The 20,227-nt window shown below is 29.5% G+C and carries 13 protein-coding genes; 6 read left to right on the plus strand and 7 right to left on the minus strand.

Features of this window, described 5'->3' with window-relative positions:
- The first annotated feature begins 12 nt into the window (after positions 1 to 12).
- Positions 13 to 8,088: an autotransporter-associated beta strand repeat-containing protein gene (locus tag ACTTBE_RS07145; protein WP_440677739.1), complete on the plus strand. Its 8,076-nt coding sequence runs from the start codon at positions 13 to 15 to the stop codon at positions 8,086 to 8,088.
- Between the two features lie 2 nt (positions 8,089 to 8,090).
- Here the strand turns inward: ACTTBE_RS07145 and ACTTBE_RS07150 are convergent, their stop codons facing one another.
- Positions 8,091 to 8,927, minus strand: a complete 837-nt coding sequence (locus ACTTBE_RS07150; protein WP_440677740.1) for an AAA family ATPase — start codon at positions 8,925 to 8,927, stop codon at positions 8,091 to 8,093.
- 51 nt (positions 8,928 to 8,978) lie between these two features.
- Here ACTTBE_RS07150 and ACTTBE_RS07155 point away from each other — a divergent pair, with 51 nt between their 5' ends.
- Positions 8,979 to 9,611, plus strand: a complete 633-nt coding sequence (locus ACTTBE_RS07155; RefSeq protein ID WP_440677741.1) for a hypothetical protein — start codon at positions 8,979 to 8,981, stop codon at positions 9,609 to 9,611.
- Entirely contained in the window at positions 9,611 to 10,675 is a 1,065-nt protein-coding gene (locus ACTTBE_RS07160) for a putative zinc-binding metallopeptidase (RefSeq protein WP_440677742.1), read from the plus strand. Before ACTTBE_RS07155 ends, ACTTBE_RS07160 begins: the two co-directional genes overlap by 1 nt.
- Here ACTTBE_RS07160 and ACTTBE_RS07165 read toward each other — a convergent pair.
- From ACTTBE_RS07165 to ACTTBE_RS07175, 3 genes are read right to left on the minus strand one after another with little or no spacing between them, the layout of a single operon-like run.
- Positions 10,672 to 12,369: a tetratricopeptide repeat protein gene (locus ACTTBE_RS07165; RefSeq protein WP_440677743.1), complete on the minus strand. Its 1,698-nt coding sequence runs from the start codon at positions 12,367 to 12,369 to the stop codon at positions 10,672 to 10,674. The two genes, ACTTBE_RS07160 and ACTTBE_RS07165, sit on opposite strands and share 4 nt — an antisense overlap.
- Positions 12,370 to 12,402: 33 nt before the next feature.
- Positions 12,403 to 13,158 carry a prepilin peptidase gene (locus ACTTBE_RS07170; protein ID WP_440677744.1) on the minus strand — a complete coding sequence of 252 codons (756 nt, stop codon included), beginning with the start codon at positions 13,156 to 13,158 and terminating at the stop codon, positions 12,403 to 12,405.
- Positions 13,159 to 13,671, minus strand: coding sequence for an STAS domain-containing protein (locus tag ACTTBE_RS07175; RefSeq protein ID WP_440677745.1), 513 nt, complete (start codon positions 13,669 to 13,671; stop codon positions 13,159 to 13,161). It lies immediately after the preceding gene.
- Positions 13,672 to 13,709: 38 nt separating this feature from the next.
- Between ACTTBE_RS07175 and ACTTBE_RS07180 the strand changes: the two genes are divergently transcribed.
- Positions 13,710 to 14,453, plus strand: coding sequence for a hypothetical protein (locus ACTTBE_RS07180; protein WP_440677746.1), 744 nt, complete (start codon positions 13,710 to 13,712; stop codon positions 14,451 to 14,453).
- A gap of 14 nt (positions 14,454 to 14,467) precedes the next feature.
- Here the strand turns inward: ACTTBE_RS07180 and ACTTBE_RS07185 are convergent, their stop codons facing one another.
- Entirely contained in the window at positions 14,468 to 15,139 is a 672-nt protein-coding gene (locus ACTTBE_RS07185; protein ID WP_440677747.1) for a hypothetical protein, read from the minus strand.
- A 67-nt stretch (positions 15,140 to 15,206) separates the two neighbouring features.
- Between ACTTBE_RS07185 and ACTTBE_RS07190 the strand changes: the two genes are divergently transcribed.
- A complete protein-coding gene (locus tag ACTTBE_RS07190; RefSeq protein WP_440677748.1) occupies positions 15,207 to 16,835 on the plus strand; it encodes a hypothetical protein in 1,629 nt (542 codons plus the stop codon).
- On the opposite strand, the gene ACTTBE_RS07195 is transcribed toward ACTTBE_RS07190, so the two are convergent.
- Together ACTTBE_RS07195 and ACTTBE_RS07200 are read right to left on the minus strand one after the other, a co-directional pair.
- A complete protein-coding gene (locus tag ACTTBE_RS07195; RefSeq protein ID WP_440677749.1) occupies positions 16,821 to 17,531 on the minus strand; it encodes a glycosyltransferase in 711 nt (236 codons plus the stop codon). The two genes, ACTTBE_RS07190 and ACTTBE_RS07195, sit on opposite strands and share 15 nt — an antisense overlap.
- Positions 17,532 to 17,541: 10 nt before the next feature.
- A complete protein-coding gene (locus ACTTBE_RS07200; RefSeq protein WP_440677750.1) occupies positions 17,542 to 19,413 on the minus strand; it encodes a hypothetical protein in 1,872 nt (623 codons plus the stop codon).
- Between the two features lie 222 nt (positions 19,414 to 19,635).
- Here ACTTBE_RS07200 and ACTTBE_RS07205 point away from each other — a divergent pair, with 222 nt between their 5' ends.
- Positions 19,636 to 20,226: a pilin gene (locus tag ACTTBE_RS07205; RefSeq protein ID WP_440677751.1), complete on the plus strand. Its 591-nt coding sequence runs from the start codon at positions 19,636 to 19,638 to the stop codon at positions 20,224 to 20,226.
- The last annotated feature ends 1 nt before the right edge of the window (position 20,227 follow it).

A 20,227-nucleotide genomic window follows, 5' to 3' on the forward strand; every position in this document is an offset into this window, starting at 1 on the left:
TACAAAAGTTATATGTTGCAGGAATTCAATAAAAATATTCAATTTGTAAAAAAATTTTTCTTATTTTTTTTCTTAATTATATTTTTTCTTATTAAACAATCTCTTGCTGACACAGTTACTATTTCTAAAGATGATACAGTTAATAGTGATCTTGATACAGATACTTTTGGTGTAGGGGAAAGAACTTACAATGTCTTAAATGGATTTACATTTACAATTAATGGTTCTCTTAGTGGAGGAGTTGACCTTACAAAAGCTGGAGCAGGTGTAATAGAGCTTAATGGAGATAATAGCGGTCATAGTGCAGACTGGGTTTTATCTGCAGGTACAATGGAAGTAGGTAGTGATAATGCTTTTGGTGGAAACATTATTTATATAGATGGTGGGACATTAAGCTCTAATAATACGTCTGCAAGAGAAGTAAGTGATAACATTGTAATTAGAGCAAATACTACTTTAGGTAACTCGACAAACAATGGAACATTAACTTTATCAGGCCCAGTTTCAATCATAAATGATAAATGGACTATAACCTCTGAAAGTAATAATACAATTTCAGGAAGTTTAAATTTAGGTTCACAAAATCAAACATTTAATACTGCTACTGGTGTAACTTCGACTATTTCAGGAAATATAAGTAATGGTGCTCTAAGTAAATCAGGAAATGGAGTTTTAGTTTTAAGTGGTACAAATTCACACTCTTCTTCAACTATAAAAGGTGGAACTTTAACTGTTTCAGGTTCATTAAGTGATAGTAGTTATGTTCAAGTAGATAGCGGTGCTACTTATGATGTAAACTCAAGTGATACAATTAGTTATTTTAGTGGTGCAGGAACTGTTGATATAGCTAGTTCTACAACATTAACTACCAATTCTTCTTTGAACTCCTCTTTCAGCGGTATAATTCAAGGTTCCGGTGGTCTTACTAAATCAGGAAATGGTATAAGAACATTAAGTGGAAATAATACATATACTGGAGCAACAAATATTAATTCTGGGACTTTTAAAGTAACAGGAGCTTTGTCTGATAGTACTGCAGTTAGTGTAGCTTCAGGTGCAACTTATGATGTGGAATCAACTGATACAGTTGCATCAATTGAAGGAGCAGGTAACATTGATATAGCATCTTCACAAACATTAACAGCTGGAGATAGTAATAATAAAACTTTATCTGGTGTAATATCAGGCTCTGGTGGATTAACCAAAGCTGGCTCTGGAACTCTTACATTAAGTGGAACAAATACTTATACAGGAAATACTTCAATTTCAGCTGGTATTCTTGATATACAAGGACAATTAGAAAGCGGGAATTATGATGGAGCAATTTCTAATTCTGGTCAATTGAAAATCAATTCATCATCTAACCAAACTCTAGCTGGAACAATTTCAGGCACTGGAATTTTAGCTAAAACTGGTTCAGGAACACTTACGCTAACCGGAACAAACACTTATAGTGGCCAAACAACAATTGAAGGCGGAACTGTTGTTGCTTCAAACTCATCTAGTTTAGGAGCAACACCTGCAACTGTAACAAACAACAACATAGTTTTAAATAATGGAACACTTCAAACTACAAACTCTTTTTCAATAGGTTCAAATAAAGGAATCATGGTTATTGGTAGTGGAGGAACAATTAATACTGACGCATCAACAACATTAACCTATGGTGGTGTAATTAGTCAAACTGGTCCTTTGACAAAAACTGGTGATGGAACCTTAACTTTAAGTGGAGCAAATACATATACAGGTGCAACAACAGTCAGCGCTGGAACATTAAATGTTACAGGAACCTTATCTGACGATACAGCAATTACAGTTTCATCTGGAGCTACTTATGATGTTGATGCGAGCGATACAATTAAATCTATAGATGGAGCTGGAACAATTGATATTGCAAGTGGTCAAACATTAACAGCAGGGGATGCTACAAACAAAACTTTCTCAGGTGTCATTCAAGGATCAGGAGGACTTGCAAAAACTGGAACTGGTACATTAACTCTTAGTGGAACAAATACATATACTGGTGACACAACTATTTCCCAAGGGGGCATTACACTTCAAGGCCAACTTGAAAGTGGAAATTATGATGGTGCTATTGCAAATTCAGGAACTTTTACAATAGACTCATCATCTAACCAAACTTTAGCAGGTGTAATTTCAGGAACTGGTGCTTTAAATAAATCAGGAAGTGGAACTTTAACTCTTTCAGGTACGAATAACTATTCTGGTTCAACAACTATTACAAATGGAACAATCAGTGTTTCAAGTTCAGCTAATTTAGGAGCAACGCCAGGCAGTGCAGATGGAGATAATATAATTTTTAACGGTGGAACTCTAAGCGCTACAAATGATTTTACTTTAGGTACAAATAAAGGAATTACGTTAACTGGTAATGGCACAATAGATGTAGCATCATCAAACACAATGACCTTTGATGGTATCATTACAGATTCTGGTAATTTAACTAAATCTGGAAGTGGTACTTTAGTCTTAGGTGGAGCTAATCAGAATGATGGAACAATTACAGTAAATGCAGGTATTTTAGAAATTTCAAATCAATATTCTTTAGGTACGGATACTAACGGCACAACAATTGCTAATGGAGCTACTTTAAAAATCACTGACGCAATTACGATAACTAATGAGAGCTTAACATTAAATGGAACTGGTGTGAGTAATGGTGGCGCTTTACAAGTTACAAATACTTCTGGAACAATCACATTAACAGGAACTACTACTCTTGGTTCAGATACAACAATCAATATTGACGATGGAAATTTAACATTTGATGGCGGATTAACAGCAGGAGCCAATAATTATGATTTAACTATCACAGGCGGAGATGGAATAATAAGACCATCAGGTGGATTGGTATTGAATTCTGGAACTTTGACAATGTCAGCAAGCGGTACTTTTTTCGCGGAAACCACAGGTAGATATTCTGGTGGAACTACAGTTACTGCAGGTGCTATTCAATACGGAATAAATAATGCATTTGGTACAGGTGATATCACAATGACAGGTGGTAAATTCTATACATCAGATGCAAGTGATTTCACAATAGATGAGAATTTAAATTTACAAGGTTCAATAACTTTAGGAAATAGTGGAGATAGCAATACAATTACTTTTTCAGGAACTAATACTCTAACTGGAAATACTACTGCTAGTATTGATAGTGCTGTATCAATGGCAGCAATTGATGATGGGTCTAACACTTATAATTTAATTAAATCTGGAAGTGGAACCTTAACTTTAACTGGCTCAAATGGTTACGACGGTACTACTACCATCAGTGCTGGAACTTTAACTGTAGCAGGAACTCTAGATGACAATACAACAGTAACAGTTTCAAGTGGCGCCACTTATGATGTTGATGCAAACGACACTATATCATCATTAACTGGAGCAGGTACAATTGATATAGCAAGTTCACAAACTTTAACTGCTGGAAATAGTAGTGATCAAGAAATTTCAGGGACAATAACAGGATCAGGAGCCTTTAATAAAACTGGTACTGGTAAAATTACACTAAGTGGAACTGGGACTGACGTAGGATCAATTATAATTTCAAATGGAACACTTGAAGTAAGCGGACAGTTAAATAGCGGATCATACTCAGGAAATATTACTAATAGATCAGCATTAATATTTAGCTCTTCAAGTGATCAAACTATATCAGGAATTATTACAAGGGAAGGTACTTTAACAAAAAATGGATCAGGAACTTTAACTTTATCTGGTGCCAATAACTATGGAGGAGCAACAACAATTAATTCAGGGACGTTAACTGTTACAGGCGTTTTATCTGACAACACTGCGGTAAGCGTTGCATCAGGTGCAGTTTATGACGTAGATGCAACTGATACGGTCGCCTCAATAGAAGGAGCTGGAAATATTGAAATAGCAAGTAGTCAAACTTTAACTGCTGGAGACGCTAATAACAAAACTCTTTCAGGTGTAATAAGTGGCTCAGGTGGATTTACCAAAGCTGGCTCTGGAACTCTTACTCTAAGTAGTACAAATACGTTTTCTGGTATAACAACAATTAACGCAGGAACTTTAACTGTTACTGGTGCTTTGTCTGATAGTTCTGCAGTGTCTGTTGCTTCTGGTGCTATTTATGATGTTGATGCAAGTGATACTGTTGCTTCAATAGAGGGAGCTGGAAACATTGAAATAGCTAGCTCTCAAATACTTACAGCTGGAGATAGCAATAATAAAACTTTATCAGGTGTAATAAGTGGCTCAGGTGGTTTTACTAAAACTGGTTCTGGAACTCAAACATTAAGTGGAAACAATTCATTCTCTGGTGCTACAAATATAAATTCTGGAACCTTGACCGTTACGGGTACTTTATCAGATAGCACAGCAGTAACAGTTGCTTCAGGAGCAGTTTACGACGTAAATGCAAGTGATACTGTTGCTTCTATAAGTGGTGCTGGAAATATCGAAATAGCAAGTTCACAAACATTAACTGCTGGAGATAGTAATGATAAAACTTTGTCGGGAGTAATATCAGGTTCTGGAAGTTTAACAAAAGCGGGATCAGGAACTCAAACTTTAAGTGGCACAAATACCTATACAGGCGCTACGACAATTAGTGCTGGAACTCTAACTGTTACAGGATCATTGTCAGATAGTACTGCTGTTTCTGTTGCTTCTGGTGCTGTATATGACGTAGATGCAAGTGATACGGTAGCTTCGATTAATGGTGCGGGTAACATTGAAATTGCTAGCTCACAAACTTTAACTTTTGGTGATGGAAATAATAAAACTTTATCTGGTGTAATATCAGGCTCTGGTGGATTGACTAAAGCTGGCTCAGGAACTCAAACTTTAAGTGGCAATAACACATTTTCTGGCCCAACAACTATAAATGCTGGAACTTTAACTGTTTCAGGAACTTTAACAGATAGTACCGCTGTTTCTATTGCTTCTGGTGCGGTTTATGACGTAGATGCGAGTGATACTATTGCATCTGTAAGTGGTGCTGGAAACATTGAAATCGCGAGCTCTCAAACACTTACGGCTGGAGATAGTAATGATAAAACTTTATCAGGTGTGATAAGCGGTTCAGGTGGTTTTACTAAAGCTGGATCAAGCACTTATACTTTAAGTGGAACAAATACTTATACAGGTAATACAAACATTAATTCAGGAACTTTAACTGTTTCAGGGACTTTATCAGATAGTACCGCTATTTCCGTTGCTTCTGGTGCAGTATATGATGTTGATGCAAGTGACACTGTAGCTTCAATTGAGGGAGCTGGAAATATTGAAATAGCAAGTTCACAAGTTCTAACTGCTGGTGACACAAACAATAAAACTGTTTCTGGTGTAATATCAGGATCTGGTGGATTAACAAAAGCTGGTTCTGGAACTCTTACTTTAAGTGGAACAAATACTTATTCAGGAAATACAACTATTTCAGCTGGTACAATTGATATAAGCGGACAATTAAACAGTGGATCGTACGCTGGTAACATATCAAATTCTGGTACACTAACTTTTAGTTCTTCAAATAATCAAACTTTATCCGGAACATTATCTGGTTCAGGAGATTTAAATAAATCTGGTTCAGGTGATTTAACTTTAACAGGAACAAATACTTTCACCGGAGATACAACATTAACCGCAGGCACTCTATATGTAGGAACAGCAAGTGATGGATCAAATACCATTATTCCAAGAGATATTAGTGTAGAAGGAGGTACATTAAGTGGAGGTGGTGTTATAGGGCGTAATGTTACATTTTCATCTACCGCAGGTACTTTGGCACCAGGAAATAGCATAGGCACTCTTACTATAACTGGTAACTTAACGCTATCTGCAGACGATACTACAAACATAGAATTTAATTCAACAACAGCAGACAAGATAGTAATTAATGGAAATACAGAACTTGCTGGAACTATTTCTTTATACCCTGAAGATACCACTTACTCAGATGTGACACATACAATTGTAGATGCTTCTGGCGGTGGAACATTTAATGGAACTTTTTCAACAGAGACAATGAACAACGAGAGTAATCTTAATGATGCAACTTGGGATGTAGTATATAATTCTTTAGCAAAAACAGTCTCTTTGAAAATTAGTGAAGCCTCAGCTTCTTGTAATATTAATTGCAATACTACTATCGCTCATTTTAAAGATATTGCGACGGTATTTGATAATTCAGAAAGTGGAACTACTTTATTTAATGTTAAAGAAAAATTAGAAGACTATGACACAGCTTCAGTAAATAGTGAGCTTGATGAGATCAAAGGTACAGTTTTAGCAACATCATCTATTCAATCAAATACTAATCATAATTATTTTAATAGAGCTGTTGCTAATACAACGTCTCTTTCAAACACAACATTTGTAACTAATTTTACTTCTACAGCTAATGAGCTTACTTTAGCATCATTACAAGACCAAGGTTTGTACGGAGATAAAAAAAGATATAGTGAATACTACGATTATAGTGATGTATCTGTTTTAGGTTTTATTAAAAATAATAAAAATAAATCGTTTTTTGAAAGGTTCGAGTCAGATGATAGGGCTTCATTTTTAAGAACTTTTGGAACAAATACTAAAAGAGATAATATTGGTGAAGGGTATACGGGATATAACTCTGATACGACTGGAATATTATTTGGAGAACAATTTAAAAAAGATGAGATAAATTTTAATGGTTATTCAATTGGAATTTCAAAAACTGATACAACTTACAATGATAGTTATGGGGATGCAGAAATTTATTCAATGCATGCTTCAATGTTTAAGCAAATTGATGAAGATGATTATGCGTTTAATTTATTAGGTAGCGCTTTTGTATCTAAGACTAACAGTAATAGAAATGTATCTGTATTTGGAACCTCTGTAGATGATAAATATAAATCTGATTTTTATGATGTTGGTTTAAATGTAGAAGCTCAGCACATAGCGAAATATGATTTTGATGGATATAAAATATCCCCATCTGTCAAAATAAATCATAGCTATATTTTTAAAGGAGATACAAAAGAAACAGGTGGTGATTTGGCATTGTCAGTTGATAATGAAGATCTATTTATTATTAAACCTGAAATTGGAATTTCAGTATCAAAAAACTTTTCAGAAAAAGATAACAAATTAAGCCAGTTAGAATTAGCAGCATTTTTATCTAGAGATTATTTTATTGAAGGAACAGAAAACAAAGCGAGATTTGCATCTGGTTCAACTTTTAATCATGATTTACCAAGAGATAAGGAAGACTATTATTCGTTGGGAGTAGGATATAATTTTCTAAATAAAGAGAATAACACAAGCCTAATGGCTAATGCATTTTTGTTAGAAAATACAAAAGAAGATATTAGCTCTAATATTTTTTCAATAACATTTAGAAAATTCTTTGGTGAATTTGCAAAAGGAAGAATACCAAGCGTGATCGCAAAAAAAGATGTACCTATAAAATCTGATCAAGATCAAAACGATAATGAAGAGCAAACTAAAGTTGTTTTAAAGAAAGATCCTCCTATGAAATCTGAGAAAGATTTAGAACAGAATAACAAAGTTATATCAAATGATGATGGAACAGTGAAAGACGAAACTATTATTGCAACGTTTCCAGATCAAAATATAAACGACGATATTAAAGAAGATGTTAAAGATAAAATCAAAAATTTTGAAAAAAATATTGAAATAGTTTTAAAAGAAAATCCAACAAAAGAAGAAGTAGAGGAAATATATATCAGTTTAAATAATGAAATGTTAAATTCATCTAAAAGAGATCTTACTTTAGACGATGTTTATAATAACTTGTTTGCAAATTGTTATGCAATTGAGAAAAATTTAAAAAGATTAGTTAAATACTATAATAAATTACAGCTATATCAAATATTGGATAAATGTTCGCAATTGAAAGATCCTAAAATACATTTAATTGCAAATAGATTGCATGATATTCAAATGGATGAAAGATCTGCAATTGAAAAAGTATATTCAAGATATCTTCAAATTTTAAGCTACATCCCAATTGTAACTTTTATTGCGCTAATTATTCTTTTTTATGAAATTATTAGAAGATTTGTTACTTATCGATATAGTTCAAGAGTTTAAGTTTAAGAAAAATTATTGATAGTATTTTCAATATCCTCTTTTTTAATCATCATTAAATCTAACTTAGTTTTATTCTCTTTTTTATTTAATCTCACTGATTGAATTTGAATACAGCTTTCAAAAAATCTTCTTAAATCTCTAGCATTGGAGTACTTATCTCCAGTTATTTCTATAATTTTTTTACAAGTATTTTTAATTGTACTACTTGCATCATTAGCAATCATGTATTTGTTATCCCGGCAAAGCTTATAGAAAATTTGGTATAATTCTAAATCATTATAATTTTCAAAAATTATATTTCTTTTGAACCTCGATGCTAGACCGGCATTTGAAGCTATAAATTCTCTCATATTAGCCTCATAACCTGCAACTATCACTATCAGTCTATCCCTATAATCTTCCATAAACTTTAGCAATTCATCAATTGCTTCTTGACCATTATCATTTGGATCTTTTTTATTTGATAATGTGTATGCTTCATCAATAAATAAAACATTGTCTATTGCTTCATTAAACTTTTCAGCTGCTCTTTCCGCTGTTTTTCCTTTTTCTGCTACCACTAAATCACTTCTGGTTACTTCAATAAGTTTTCCCCCAGCAATAATTCCTAGGTCCCTATAAATATTAGCCAAAAGTCTAGCAACTGTAGTTTTTCCAGTTCCTGGATTACCAGAAAAAATTAAATGGTATGTTAGCGGCATTACATCCCCTAAACCTTGTTCTTTTCTATCCTTGGAATTTTGAAGAAAAGCCATTAAGTTTTTAACCTCATCCTTTACTCTTTTTAATCCAGGTAATTTGTTTATTTCATTTAGATTTTTTTCAAGGTCTTCATTCATTGATTTCTATTGAATTATAGTTAAAAATTAATTTAAGATCTTTTTATTTAAATGAAACAAATAATTCAAATATTTTTAATTTTATTTTTTTCATCCTCTTTTTTGTTTGCAGGTGAGTCAGGAGATCTTCCTGGAGAAGAACAAAATAAACCTGAAGAAATGTTTGATGAAAAACCTACAGAAAAAGAGGGTTTAGATGTTTCAAATATTACTGAATTGTTAAAACCAAAAAATACTGAAGTAGTACTTCCTAAAAATAGACTAGAGCAAATTTTTGACCAGTTTTTCTTAGCGGAACTCAACAAAGATCAATTAAGTATAATTGGAGAGTGTGAAAATAATCTTGCTGAAGGTAAATGCTTTAAAGTAAAGCCAAATAAATTATCCAATCATTTTAATAATTATTTTTTTTATACTAATTCTCAAAATCAAGTTTATTCAATAATCGCATTTAATAATAAAAAACAAGGTGACATAAATCAGTGCAAAGAAAAAATCTCTTTATGGAAAGATTATTTTGATAGTTTTGATTTAATAGAGAAAGAACCAAAAGATAATTCATTAAATTTTGTATTAACTGATGCCCCACAAAAGAATAGCATCGAAATTTTTGCTTCTTGTTATAACGAGCAATTCAGAGACATATCTTCAAGTTTTAGTATAAAATTTTTCAAAAATGTTTAATGAGAATTCTTGCTATTCTCATTTTAACTATATTCGTTCAAAATAATTTATATGCAGGTAATATTACTGCTGAAGTAAGACAATCTTATAAAGAAAGAACTGAATTTGTAAAAAAATATATATTTAAAATAAAAGAAAATAGAAAAACTAATAAAAAATTTAAGGGTAGTGTAGTCGAATCTGTTTCAGGAAGATTATATACTAGGTGGGGATCTTTATCCCAATACGAATTAGATCAAAAAGCCCTAAAAGATTGTAAAAATGATGGAGGGGTTGACTGCTTGGTTCGTTTTAGAACATTAAAGAAAAATCCTAAATACAATAGATACGCAAAATATATCAATTCAAAATTAAGTTTAAAAGTTTTAGGGGAATATATTAAATCAAAAAAGAAATCTTCATCAAGAGGAATAGATATTTTGATCAGTACTGAAAATTTTAAAAACAAAAGAGATTTTTTTTGTGGTCAAACAAAGTCGAATTATAAAGATGTTATCAATAACCTCGTAAAAGAAATAAATATTTATCCAGCATCTTTTTTACAAAATTCAGGTTTAAAATATGTAATGATTTGTGAAAAAATAACTGATCAATCACTTGGATTTGAGCCAGGCGGTTTAGCGCCAGGACATGTTGATCAATCTCCAGGAGTATTTTATTTAAATTTGTCAGTTGTAAATAAATTTAAAAACTCAAAATCAAAAAAAAATTATCTTAGACTTTTATTTCATCATGAGTTTTATCATATAATCGACTCTAAATTATCACTTATGCAACTAGATGAAACATGGGAAAAAATTAACAAGGTAGACTATTCTGATGATATAATAACAGGAGGTATTGGAATAGATACTTCTGTAGAAGGATTTATATCAGAGTATGCTAGAAACAATTCTGCAGAGGATAAAGCAGAATTGTTTGCATTTATGATTGCTCAACATAAAGATTTTAAAAAAGCGATAGCTAAAGATCAAATATTGCTTAAAAAATCAAAATTAATGATCTCAAGACTTAAAGGAATTTCAAAAGAAATAGATAAAAATTTTTGGAAAAATCTTAATTAAGTTTTTCTTAAATCACTGATATTTTTAATCAGTTCTTGGCAATCCTTTTCAACCTTTTCAAAGACATCTGACCAATTACCTTGAACTTTTTGTCTGTAAATTCTGAAATTATCATACCAAATAGTTTCATCTTTTGAATTAAACCACCTCCAATCAGAAACTTTAGGCAACAATAACCATGTTTGAGTACCAAGTGTACCAGCTAAGTGTGCAATTGAAGTGTCAGTTGTTATTACAAGATCTAAATATTTTATTATCGCAGCTGTATCGATAAATTTTTTTGAACCAGTATCCATTAGTAAATCATAATTAACAATATTTTCCTCTAATTTAAATTTTTCAATTTCTGATACAGCTCCACCTTTTTGAAGGCTCACAAATGTAGCTAATGGATTTTGGGTAATACTTTTAAAATTATTTAAAGAAACTGAATTATTTGCAACTCTAGGGTTTGATCCGCTACCTTTCCAATTTAAACCTATTTTTACATTATCATTAACCGCGATTAATGTTTCCCATTCAAGAAGTTTATTATCATCAATTTTAAGTGATGATGGGAATGGACAATTGCTATTAAGATCTGGTGTAAGCAAATAGATTAAATTTTGTAGTGGTATCCAATAATCATAATCATCATATTCTTTTTCATTGTTAATAATTTCTTCTATAAAAACCATATCCTCAAAGAAATGATGTAATTCCTCTTGGCACTGGAAAATAATTTTACATTTAAGCTGGCTCAAAGTTTCAAGATATCTTGAAAATTGTAAAGTGTTACCCAATCCATTCTCAGCAATAATTAGAATTTTTTTATTCTCAATATTTTGACCATTCCATATTAAATTTTTCTTATGAAGTACTGATTTAAAATTTTTATCTTCGTATATTCTTTGGCTATATTCTTTAAAACCTTCCTCAAAATTTGACATTGATAAAAGAGTAGTTCCTAAATTAATTTTTGATTTATTAAAGTTGGGGTTTAGTTCAATTGTTTTTTTATACATTTCAATTGCCTCGGAATATTTACCAGCATTCAAAAGGGTATTAGCGAAATTAAAATGAACTACGTGAGAATCTGGTTTAGATTTTATAGCTCTTTGGTGACAGATTATGGCATCTTCGTACTTATGCTGAAGATAGAATAAGTTTCCAAGGTTACTTAAAATAAAATGATTACTTGGATTATTTATTAGTCCTTGTTGGTAAATTTTTATTGCTTCGTCATAGTTTTGATCTTGTTTGTGTAAAGTTGCTAGACTTAAATAAGCCTTTATTTCTTTTGGGTCTATTTTGATCGCAGCTTTGTAACACTCTATTGCTTTTTCTAATTGTTTACTCTGTTCATAGACTAAACCTAAACTTAAATAACCGTCAATATAAGTAGGATCATGAGCTAAAAGATTTGTTAAAACTTTTTCAGCTGCAGAGTTGTTGTTCAGCAAGAAAATATTTGTACCCAATCTGTTTAGAGCTTTAGGATCAAAATTTCTATCTAGTGAGGAAAAATAATACCAAATTGATTTATCAAAATTATTTTGTTTATAATGAATGTCTCCAATCAAATTATAAATTTCATGATTATTAGGATCGTTTTTTAATAAGTTGAATGCATTTTGTTCCGCAAGACCATATTGCCTATTATCTAATAATTGATAATTTTTTTTTATATTTTGAGCTACTAGAGATTTACTCATTTTTAAACGAATCAGTTAACTAACAATATATCTTTAAATAAGATTATAAAAGACTGATCCATAATAAGGATAAAGCGCAGAAGCTATGACTATAAAACATCCGTAAGGAATTTGAAAATCTTTGTCTTTTTTGTATAAATAAATGATCAACGAACCAATAATTGCCCCAGCTATAGCTGAGCTTGCTAAGATTAAATAAATTGATTTTATTCCAAGCCAAATACCAACCAATAAAAACAATTTCGCATCTCCTAATCCCATGCCTTCTACTTTCCTGATTTTAAAAAATAAAAATCTAATAAAATAAATGATTAAATATCCAATTATTCCTCCAAGAATAGAGCTTAATATATTTACATCAAAAGGATTGTGCTGAAAAAAAGTAAAAAATAGTCCAAGAATTGATAAGGGAATAGTAATTTTATCTAGTATTAAATAATATTTTAAGTCCGTAAAAAAAATTATTAATAATCCTGAATAAAAAATAATAAAAGCTAAAGCTTTTAAACTAAGACCGTATAGGCTGTAAGCATAGACAAACAAAATTGCTGTTGAAATCTCAACTATAAGATAACTGATATTTATTTTACTTTTGCAATTTTTGCATTTCCCAAGATTTGTTATGTAAGAGATAATTGGTAAATTTAAATAAAAAGGTATTTTATATTTACACGTTGTGCAAAAAGATCTTTTTGAGATAACATCTAAATCATTAGGAATTCTGTATATACAAACATTGTAGAAGCTTCCAAAAATTGATCCAATGATAAACAGTGATAAGCTAAGCACTTACCTTTTAAATTTTATTTTATCTCCGTCATCATCATCTCTTTTGATGCTAGGACTTGTTTCTTCAGTTTGATTATTTTCTGGCTCAGAGTCGTTTGATTGTGTTTGCGTTTGATCATTTGGTGAAAGGTCAACATTTTCACTTGCTTGAGGTTCTGGCTCTTGTACAGGTTCAGGATCTGAGCTAGCTTCTGCAGCATTTGCACCCGTTACGCTTTTGATTTTAAAAATTTTGTCTAAGTGAGCTAATTTAATAACTTTCATAACTTCATTGCTAACGTCTGTTAAACAGAACTCTTTTGAGTTACTTTTTGATAGCTGCATACCCTCTACAAGCGCTGCAATTCCAGAAGAGTCTATGTAGTTTACTTTTGATAGTTGAACTTCAATTACGTTAACTTTATCAATCAAATCTTTAATATTTTCTCTTACTTCAGGAGATCCATCCAAGTCAATTTCACCAGAAAGAAATAATTTTCCTATATTACCTTCTATTTTTTGTTCGATAGACATATGTATTTTTTTATATTATTAGTTTTAAATTACAACATATGATTATTGACTGTATTTGTGGAAAAAAGAAGTTCAAATTGGCTGATGGAGTTATGCCAGCTGAAGGATCAAAAGTAAGATGTGGTTCGTGTTCCGAAGTTTGGTTTTATCACCCTGACCAAGGAAATGTATCCAAAGTTGATGAAAAAATTACAGAAAATTTAGAGCCTTCCCAATCAGAAATTGTTAATAAGCAAGTTTCAGAAACTGCAGCAGAACACACGCCGGTTGTTGAAAAAAAAATTGAAGATATAAATGAAAGTTTACCAAAAGATGATCCTGAGGAATTATTATCCAAAATAGATACAGATGAAGTAACTGAGGAAGAAGACATCGAAGAGTCTGGTAAAGAAAATGTTTCTAATTTTAAAATATTTACAGATGAACAAGAAAATTTACCTTCAAAATCTGAGATGGATAAAAACTTAGATGATTTTATTATAGATAGAGACAAAAATTTAAATTTTTTTCAGAAATTATTTAAAAAAGATCGAATAAAGGAAGCATCAAAATCATTAGAAAAAGAACAACAAAATCAATTAAAAGAACAACAAAAGAATTCTGATAATGCAAGAAGGACAAGATTTCTTTTTTATTTATTAATACTTTTATTGATTGTTTTTGCCGTTGTATTAGTTCCTTTTAGAGACAAAGTTGGAATGGCTTTTCCATTCATGGAAACTTACTTGGAATATTTAGTTCCTATGTATGATTATATAAAAGGACCTTTGGGGTTAGATTAAAATAATTTATCTCTTTATTCTTTAGTTTTATTTTTTTCAGCTAATTTTAATTCTTCTTGTTTAAACTTTTTAATCAATTTTTCTTTATCTTTTAACAATTTTTCTTTTCCAGGAAACACATACGCTCCAATTTTTCCCTGAGCTATAACTTTATCAGACTTAGTATTTTCTCTTGTTATACTTTCTGTAATTATATTGACCTTAAAATCAGTTTCAGAAATTTTGTTCTTAAGATAAGTTAAATTTTCATATGTGCTTAAAAATTGATATTCAATATAGTTTATAGAATAATTTTCACCCAGTGCATCTGCTTTTCCCTCATTTAGACTATTTATTTTAACATTGAATTCGCTTGCCATACCAGAAATAGAGTTTTTAAAGTTTTGAAATTCAGTTGGTGACATAAACATCATAATTTCTTTGATATACTCATACTCATTTTTATTAACTTCTTTTCCAGCTTGGGCCATTTTAATTAAAAAATTATCAGACTCTTTTTGAATACTATTTGCACCAGCTAAAACTTTGTTTTGTTTTGATAATTGAAATGATGTGTAGATCTCACTGATGACAAATATAAAAAAAGATAAAATCATAACAGTAAAACCCACAACTACAAATTTGGATTTATCCTTTATAGATTCGTCTTCAACTGTAACTGATTTATTTTTACCTAATCCAAACATTATAATTTTTTTACTATCATTATCAGGTTTGATAAACTGATAATGATTCGTTCTTAAAAATTATTATATGAAAAAAAGCCCAAATTACATCAAAAAAACTCTCAACGAAATTAAACTTGAATTACTGAAAGATAAAAAACTTCAGTTATCAAAAGAGCTTTATGTACAAAAACTTAAAGAAATTTTTAATGAAAAGGTAATTGATCTTAATGATGGTGTGGAAACAAGAATGTCATCTACTGGAACAGATAAGACAGTAGCACTTAGCTCAACTAATGAGATATCAGTTCAATCAAAACAAAAACAAAATAGTAACAAAAATGAGAAAATAATATTTTTGAACAACGAGATTGTTGATCAAAATTTGAGTGAGATAGAAGAAGCAAACCAGGAATTATATAACTTTGGCAATTCTGATGAAAATATTATTGAACTCAAAGAAGAAGTTTTTGAAAATAATGATCAAAAAATAATAGATTTAATTGATGAAGTTGATGATATCATTAATCTAACAGATGAAGTGGTTGAAACTGTTGTTAATAAACAAAATAGCGAGCAAGAGCAAATCAACATCAATAACTTGGAACAAGAAGGAACTAAAAACTCTCAAATATTTTCTAATGAACAGTTAGAAATGCTTAATGCGAAAATAAATGATCTTGATCTTAACAGCTCTGAACTTTCAGAAAAATTAGATGAATTATTAAATCAAAAAAATCTTTTTTCAGAGAAGTTTAATGATCAGTTGGATATAAAATTATCGGACGCACTAGTTCGATCTGAAGAAAGTATTGAAAACAAATTTAATAATATAAATGATAATTATCACAAAGAGTTTGAAAAGTATGAAGATGAGGCAAATAAAAATTTTGCAAATCTTGAAGATCAGATTGGGCAGTTAAATAATCAATTTGACAATATCCAAAATAACATGAGTTCAATTTCATCAAAATTAGATGAAAGTATAAGTCAATTAAATGATCCACAAAAACAAAGTGAAAACTTAAATCTAAATAAACAATTTGAGGATCAAATTAGCGATTTAAAAAACTATAATTTAAAAATTGAAAATTCATTAAATGATTTGAATAATAAAATTGATGAAACTTTGGATAATATTTCAGCTTATAGAAATGAAGCAACTCAGAAAATTGAAGAACTAAATCAAAAAGTTTCAAATATAGAGCCTGAGTTAATAAATAAAATTGAAGAAAAACAAAAAAATAAAAGTGAGTCAGAAAAACTTCAAGATAAATTTGATCAAATGTCAAAAATTATGGATATGCAAAATATGAGAATGTTACAGATGTACCATTCATCTGAATTGCAACATAGTCATTCTATACTTCAAAAAAATATGGAGACTAACATCTCTTCACCACAGCAGAAAACCATAGACCCAGAGGTAATTTCTGATGAGATAAAAAAAGAATTTTTTCCAAAACTTCAAAAAGAGATGGATAAGCAGTTTAATTTATTAAAAGAACAATTGTCCGAATATGAAATAAAGAGCATTTTAGATAAGATAGGTTCAACAGATTTAAATAAAGAATTTAAAAAACCTGTTAAAAAATTTTCAAATTTATTTGATGCCAAAAAATATGTTAAAACTTCAATTTCAAAGAAATCAAGAGAATGGTTAAAAAATAACGAACTAATGATTGATGAAATTGCTAAAAAATTAATTGATAAATAGTTTTCTACACAAACTTATTAAATAAAAATTAATTAGTATTAGTAAAATTTTATAATTCATTTTACTTTTGTCATGATAGCGTCTTTTAAAATCTATGTATATATCTCCCGTTTTCAATTTTGGTTTTGAATTGATAATCAAGTCAGCTAAAATTTTAAATCCTTTGCCAAAATATCTTTTTTTGTTTTTAGCAAATATTTTTTTTTTAAATAAAAAGAAACCACTCATTGGATCTTTAGTTTTAATATTTAAAAAAGAAAAAAAGTAGATCAATATCAGAGATGCAAATCTTCTAGTTTCTGATAATCCTGGATTATTTGGTTTATTAAGTTTTCTAGCACCCACTACTAAATCTAAATCTTCTTTTATATATTTATTATACATGTTTGGAATATATTTCGGATCATGTTGTAAATCTCCATCCATTATCAATATATTTTTAAATTTAGATTTTTTTATTCCATCAAAACAAGATTTGCTAAGATCAGGTTCATTGGACCTTAAAATTGGTTTAAAAAATAAATACTTTTTTTTTAGCTTTTTTAAAATTTCTTTTGATTTGTCATTCGAACTATCATCTACAAAAATGATTTCAAAATCATATGATTTCAAATATTTTTGAATTTTTTTTGTTAAAGGAAGTATATTTTTTTCTTCGTTTAAAATAGGAATTACAATGCTTAATTTTCTTTTCACTACAACACTATTAATCAGAATTTATATTATTAATTGTTTCTCTTAAGAATGGATTGAGCTTTATAGCATCTTGAAAATGTTTTTTTGCAAGCTCATGTTGCCCTAATTCTTTGAGTATCACTGAAGAGTTATATAGAGCAGTAGCATGCATTGGATTATGCAGTGTTGCCATCATAAAATTTCCCAAAGCTTCTTCATTTTTATTTTGATTTTTTTGAGCTAAAGCTAATAAAAAATATACATCATCTATTTCTGGATTTGTGATATTTACTGTTGCCCCCTTTTTTTTGTAGTCTAGTAACAACTTATCAAAATCAGAAAAAATCTCGATAATAACTTCTTCTGATCTTTTATATTCTTTATTATCAAAATAATATTCTGCTAATTTAAACTTTACAGGTGGGTCGTATTTTGTATCTTTTTTTAAACGATTAAGAAAATAGTCATGACCTTTTTTATTATTGTCTCTAGCATAATAGTTCATAAACTGAAAAATCCAGTCAACTTTTCCAGGATCTAAATTATAAAGCTGATATAGATTGAATAAGTATTTAGTCATATTTTGGTTATTCATTCCCTCAACTAAAGGCACTGAAAAAAAATATTCATGAGCATTATTAGGACTATTTTCATGTGCTTTTGTGAAGAAAGTTAGATTATCTTTATAAACTTTACTTCTGTCGAGCGTAATTAAAGTAAAAAAAATTAAAGTGATTGCGCACACAACACTTATAAAAGTATTTAGATACTTTATATTAATTAATTTAATAAATAACCATGCAATTAAAATTGATAGAGCGGGTGTAGACGAATATTGATATCTTTCTGCTAATTTAGAAATTAATGGAAATCCATACTCAATTAAGTTGAATAAAATTGGAATACTTAATGAAGCTGATATCCAACCTATAACAATAATTAAAATCGGATCTTTGTGTTTTAAAAGAAAATACATTGATAGAGATAAAAAAATCAAAAAAAGAAATAAAATTAATAAACTCAAATCTTTTTTATAATTGTCTGCATATATATAAATGTGTTCAAAAGGAAAAAACAAACCTCTAATATAAAACTTTAGTGCAATTAAAAACTTTGAATATAAGTCTTCGAAATTTTGGTAAAAACTTAAAATATTATCACTAATGAACCTATCTCTGATGATATAAAAAATAATGAAAGTTATAAATAAAGTAAAAAAAATTGGATAAATTCTTTTAAAGTTTTCAGTATAGTTACTTGTTTTGTTTTTTAATAAAAATATAGAAAGTGGTATTATTCCCAAAAATGTAACTGCCATTAATTTTGAGCATAAAGCAAAAAAGTATAAAAGTGATACAAACAAATAGTTTAAAGTATTTTTTTTGTCGTAAAGTTTAAATGAATAAATAAAAGTCAATAAAGAAAAAAATAGAGCAAGACTCTCATTCCTTGTTGTAACATTAAACACTATTTGAGAGCTGATTGGATGTACTAAAAAAATTAGTGAAGATAAGTAAAGTATTAACTTTTCTTTTAAATTTTTTGGAGAAAATAAAATTTTTAAAATTACAAAAAGAAGATATGAATTAAAAATATGTATTAAAAAATTTGTATTTTTAGCAATCTTTATATTTAAGATATCACTGAAAAAATATGAATATACATAAGTTAAGAAATTATCTAGTTCATGACTTAAAAAATAAATTGGATAAAAATGAAACTTTGCATAAAAAAAAGTTGATATTAATTTCGCATCACCTGGAGAATTAAAAAATTGCCTTACTAGTTGAAAATCATCATAGGTTCTCCCATAATCAAGAGCGTACCCAAATGTAATATAAAAAAATAAAATGCTACCTACAAAAAAAATAGTGTCATTTTTATAAAGATACTCTTTTAGCATTTGATATAGCTAGATAATAAAAAATTAGTAAATCACTTATACTTATCCTCTAAAAAATGAATATGAATTAAATATTGCATTAGATTTTACTTAAATACGTACACCCATTTTGGGGTACTTAAATATGCAAAATTTAAGTAATTATCTAGTTATTTTTAAGTTTACAATATAAAAAAAAAGGATATGTGTTTATTCACTGAAACACAAAAAAAAGGATTAAAAATGAAAAAATTACAAAAAGGTTTCTCACTTGTAGAACTTCTAGTGGTTGTAGCTATTATAGGGGTTTTGGCTGGAGTAGGTATTGTGGGATACCAAAGTTATACTGACTCTGCAAAAAGTAGAGTTGCTGTAGCAAACTTTAACTCAGTTAAAAGATTTATTGAAACAGAGCTAACGCTTTTAAATAATAATATTCAAACTGTATCTGGAGCATTAAAAAAAGGTAGTGGTGCTTGTAGTGGTGTAACTGACAAATACACCGTGCATTCTGCTGCGATGTCTGATTTCTTAAATGGATTGAAATGTTATTTTGATACAGGTGGATATGGGAATGCATTTAAAAACCCTTATGACGCAGCTGGAGGAAATCAAGTTCTTTACACCGCAGCGGCTGGAGATAAAAAGAAGGGTATTATTAACATCAGACACGTAACTAACGAAGAGGTAGTTCATGGAAGTACTGCAACTACAGCTTCAGGGCCAGTTGCGGTAGCGTCATCATCAGGTTTCTTTGTAGTTGAATATTATACTGAATCAGGATCAACAGGTGGTTCAGGAGAATACAAAGGAAAAATGTTTCAGTTAAAATAAT

Origin of the sequence: Candidatus Pelagibacter sp. HIMB1587, from assembly GCF_052047775.1 — a bacterium.
Taxonomy (GTDB): Bacteria; Pseudomonadota; Alphaproteobacteria; order Pelagibacterales; family Pelagibacteraceae; genus Pelagibacter.

What these genes read in the sequence shown, in the direction of transcription:
- ACTTBE_RS07185 (WP_440677747.1), bottom strand. Translation starts at nt 15,139, where the DNA reads ATGTTTGGATTAGGTAAAAATAAATCAGTTACAGTTGAAGACGAATCT.
- ACTTBE_RS07175 (WP_440677745.1), bottom strand. Translation starts at nt 13,671, where the DNA reads ATGTCTATCGAACAAAAAATAGAAGGTAATATAGGAAAATTATTTCTT.
- ACTTBE_RS07180 (WP_440677746.1), top strand. Translation starts at nt 13,710, where the DNA reads ATGATTATTGACTGTATTTGTGGAAAAAAGAAGTTCAAATTGGCTGAT.
- ACTTBE_RS07165 (WP_440677743.1), bottom strand. Translation starts at nt 12,369, where the DNA reads ATGAGTAAATCTCTAGTAGCTCAAAATATAAAAAAAAATTATCAATTA.
- ACTTBE_RS07145 (WP_440677739.1), top strand. Translation starts at nt 13, where the DNA reads ATGTTGCAGGAATTCAATAAAAATATTCAATTTGTAAAAAAATTTTTC.
- ACTTBE_RS07160 (WP_440677742.1), top strand. Translation starts at nt 9,611, where the DNA reads ATGAGAATTCTTGCTATTCTCATTTTAACTATATTCGTTCAAAATAAT.
- ACTTBE_RS07205 (WP_440677751.1), top strand. Translation starts at nt 19,636, where the DNA reads ATGAAAAAATTACAAAAAGGTTTCTCACTTGTAGAACTTCTAGTGGTT.
- ACTTBE_RS07150 (WP_440677740.1), bottom strand. Translation starts at nt 8,927, where the DNA reads ATGAATGAAGACCTTGAAAAAAATCTAAATGAAATAAACAAATTACCT.
- ACTTBE_RS07200 (WP_440677750.1), bottom strand. Translation starts at nt 19,413, where the DNA reads ATGCTAAAAGAGTATCTTTATAAAAATGACACTATTTTTTTTGTAGGT.
- ACTTBE_RS07155 (WP_440677741.1), top strand. Translation starts at nt 8,979, where the DNA reads ATGAAACAAATAATTCAAATATTTTTAATTTTATTTTTTTCATCCTCT.
- ACTTBE_RS07190 (WP_440677748.1), top strand. Translation starts at nt 15,207, where the DNA reads ATGAAAAAAAGCCCAAATTACATCAAAAAAACTCTCAACGAAATTAAA.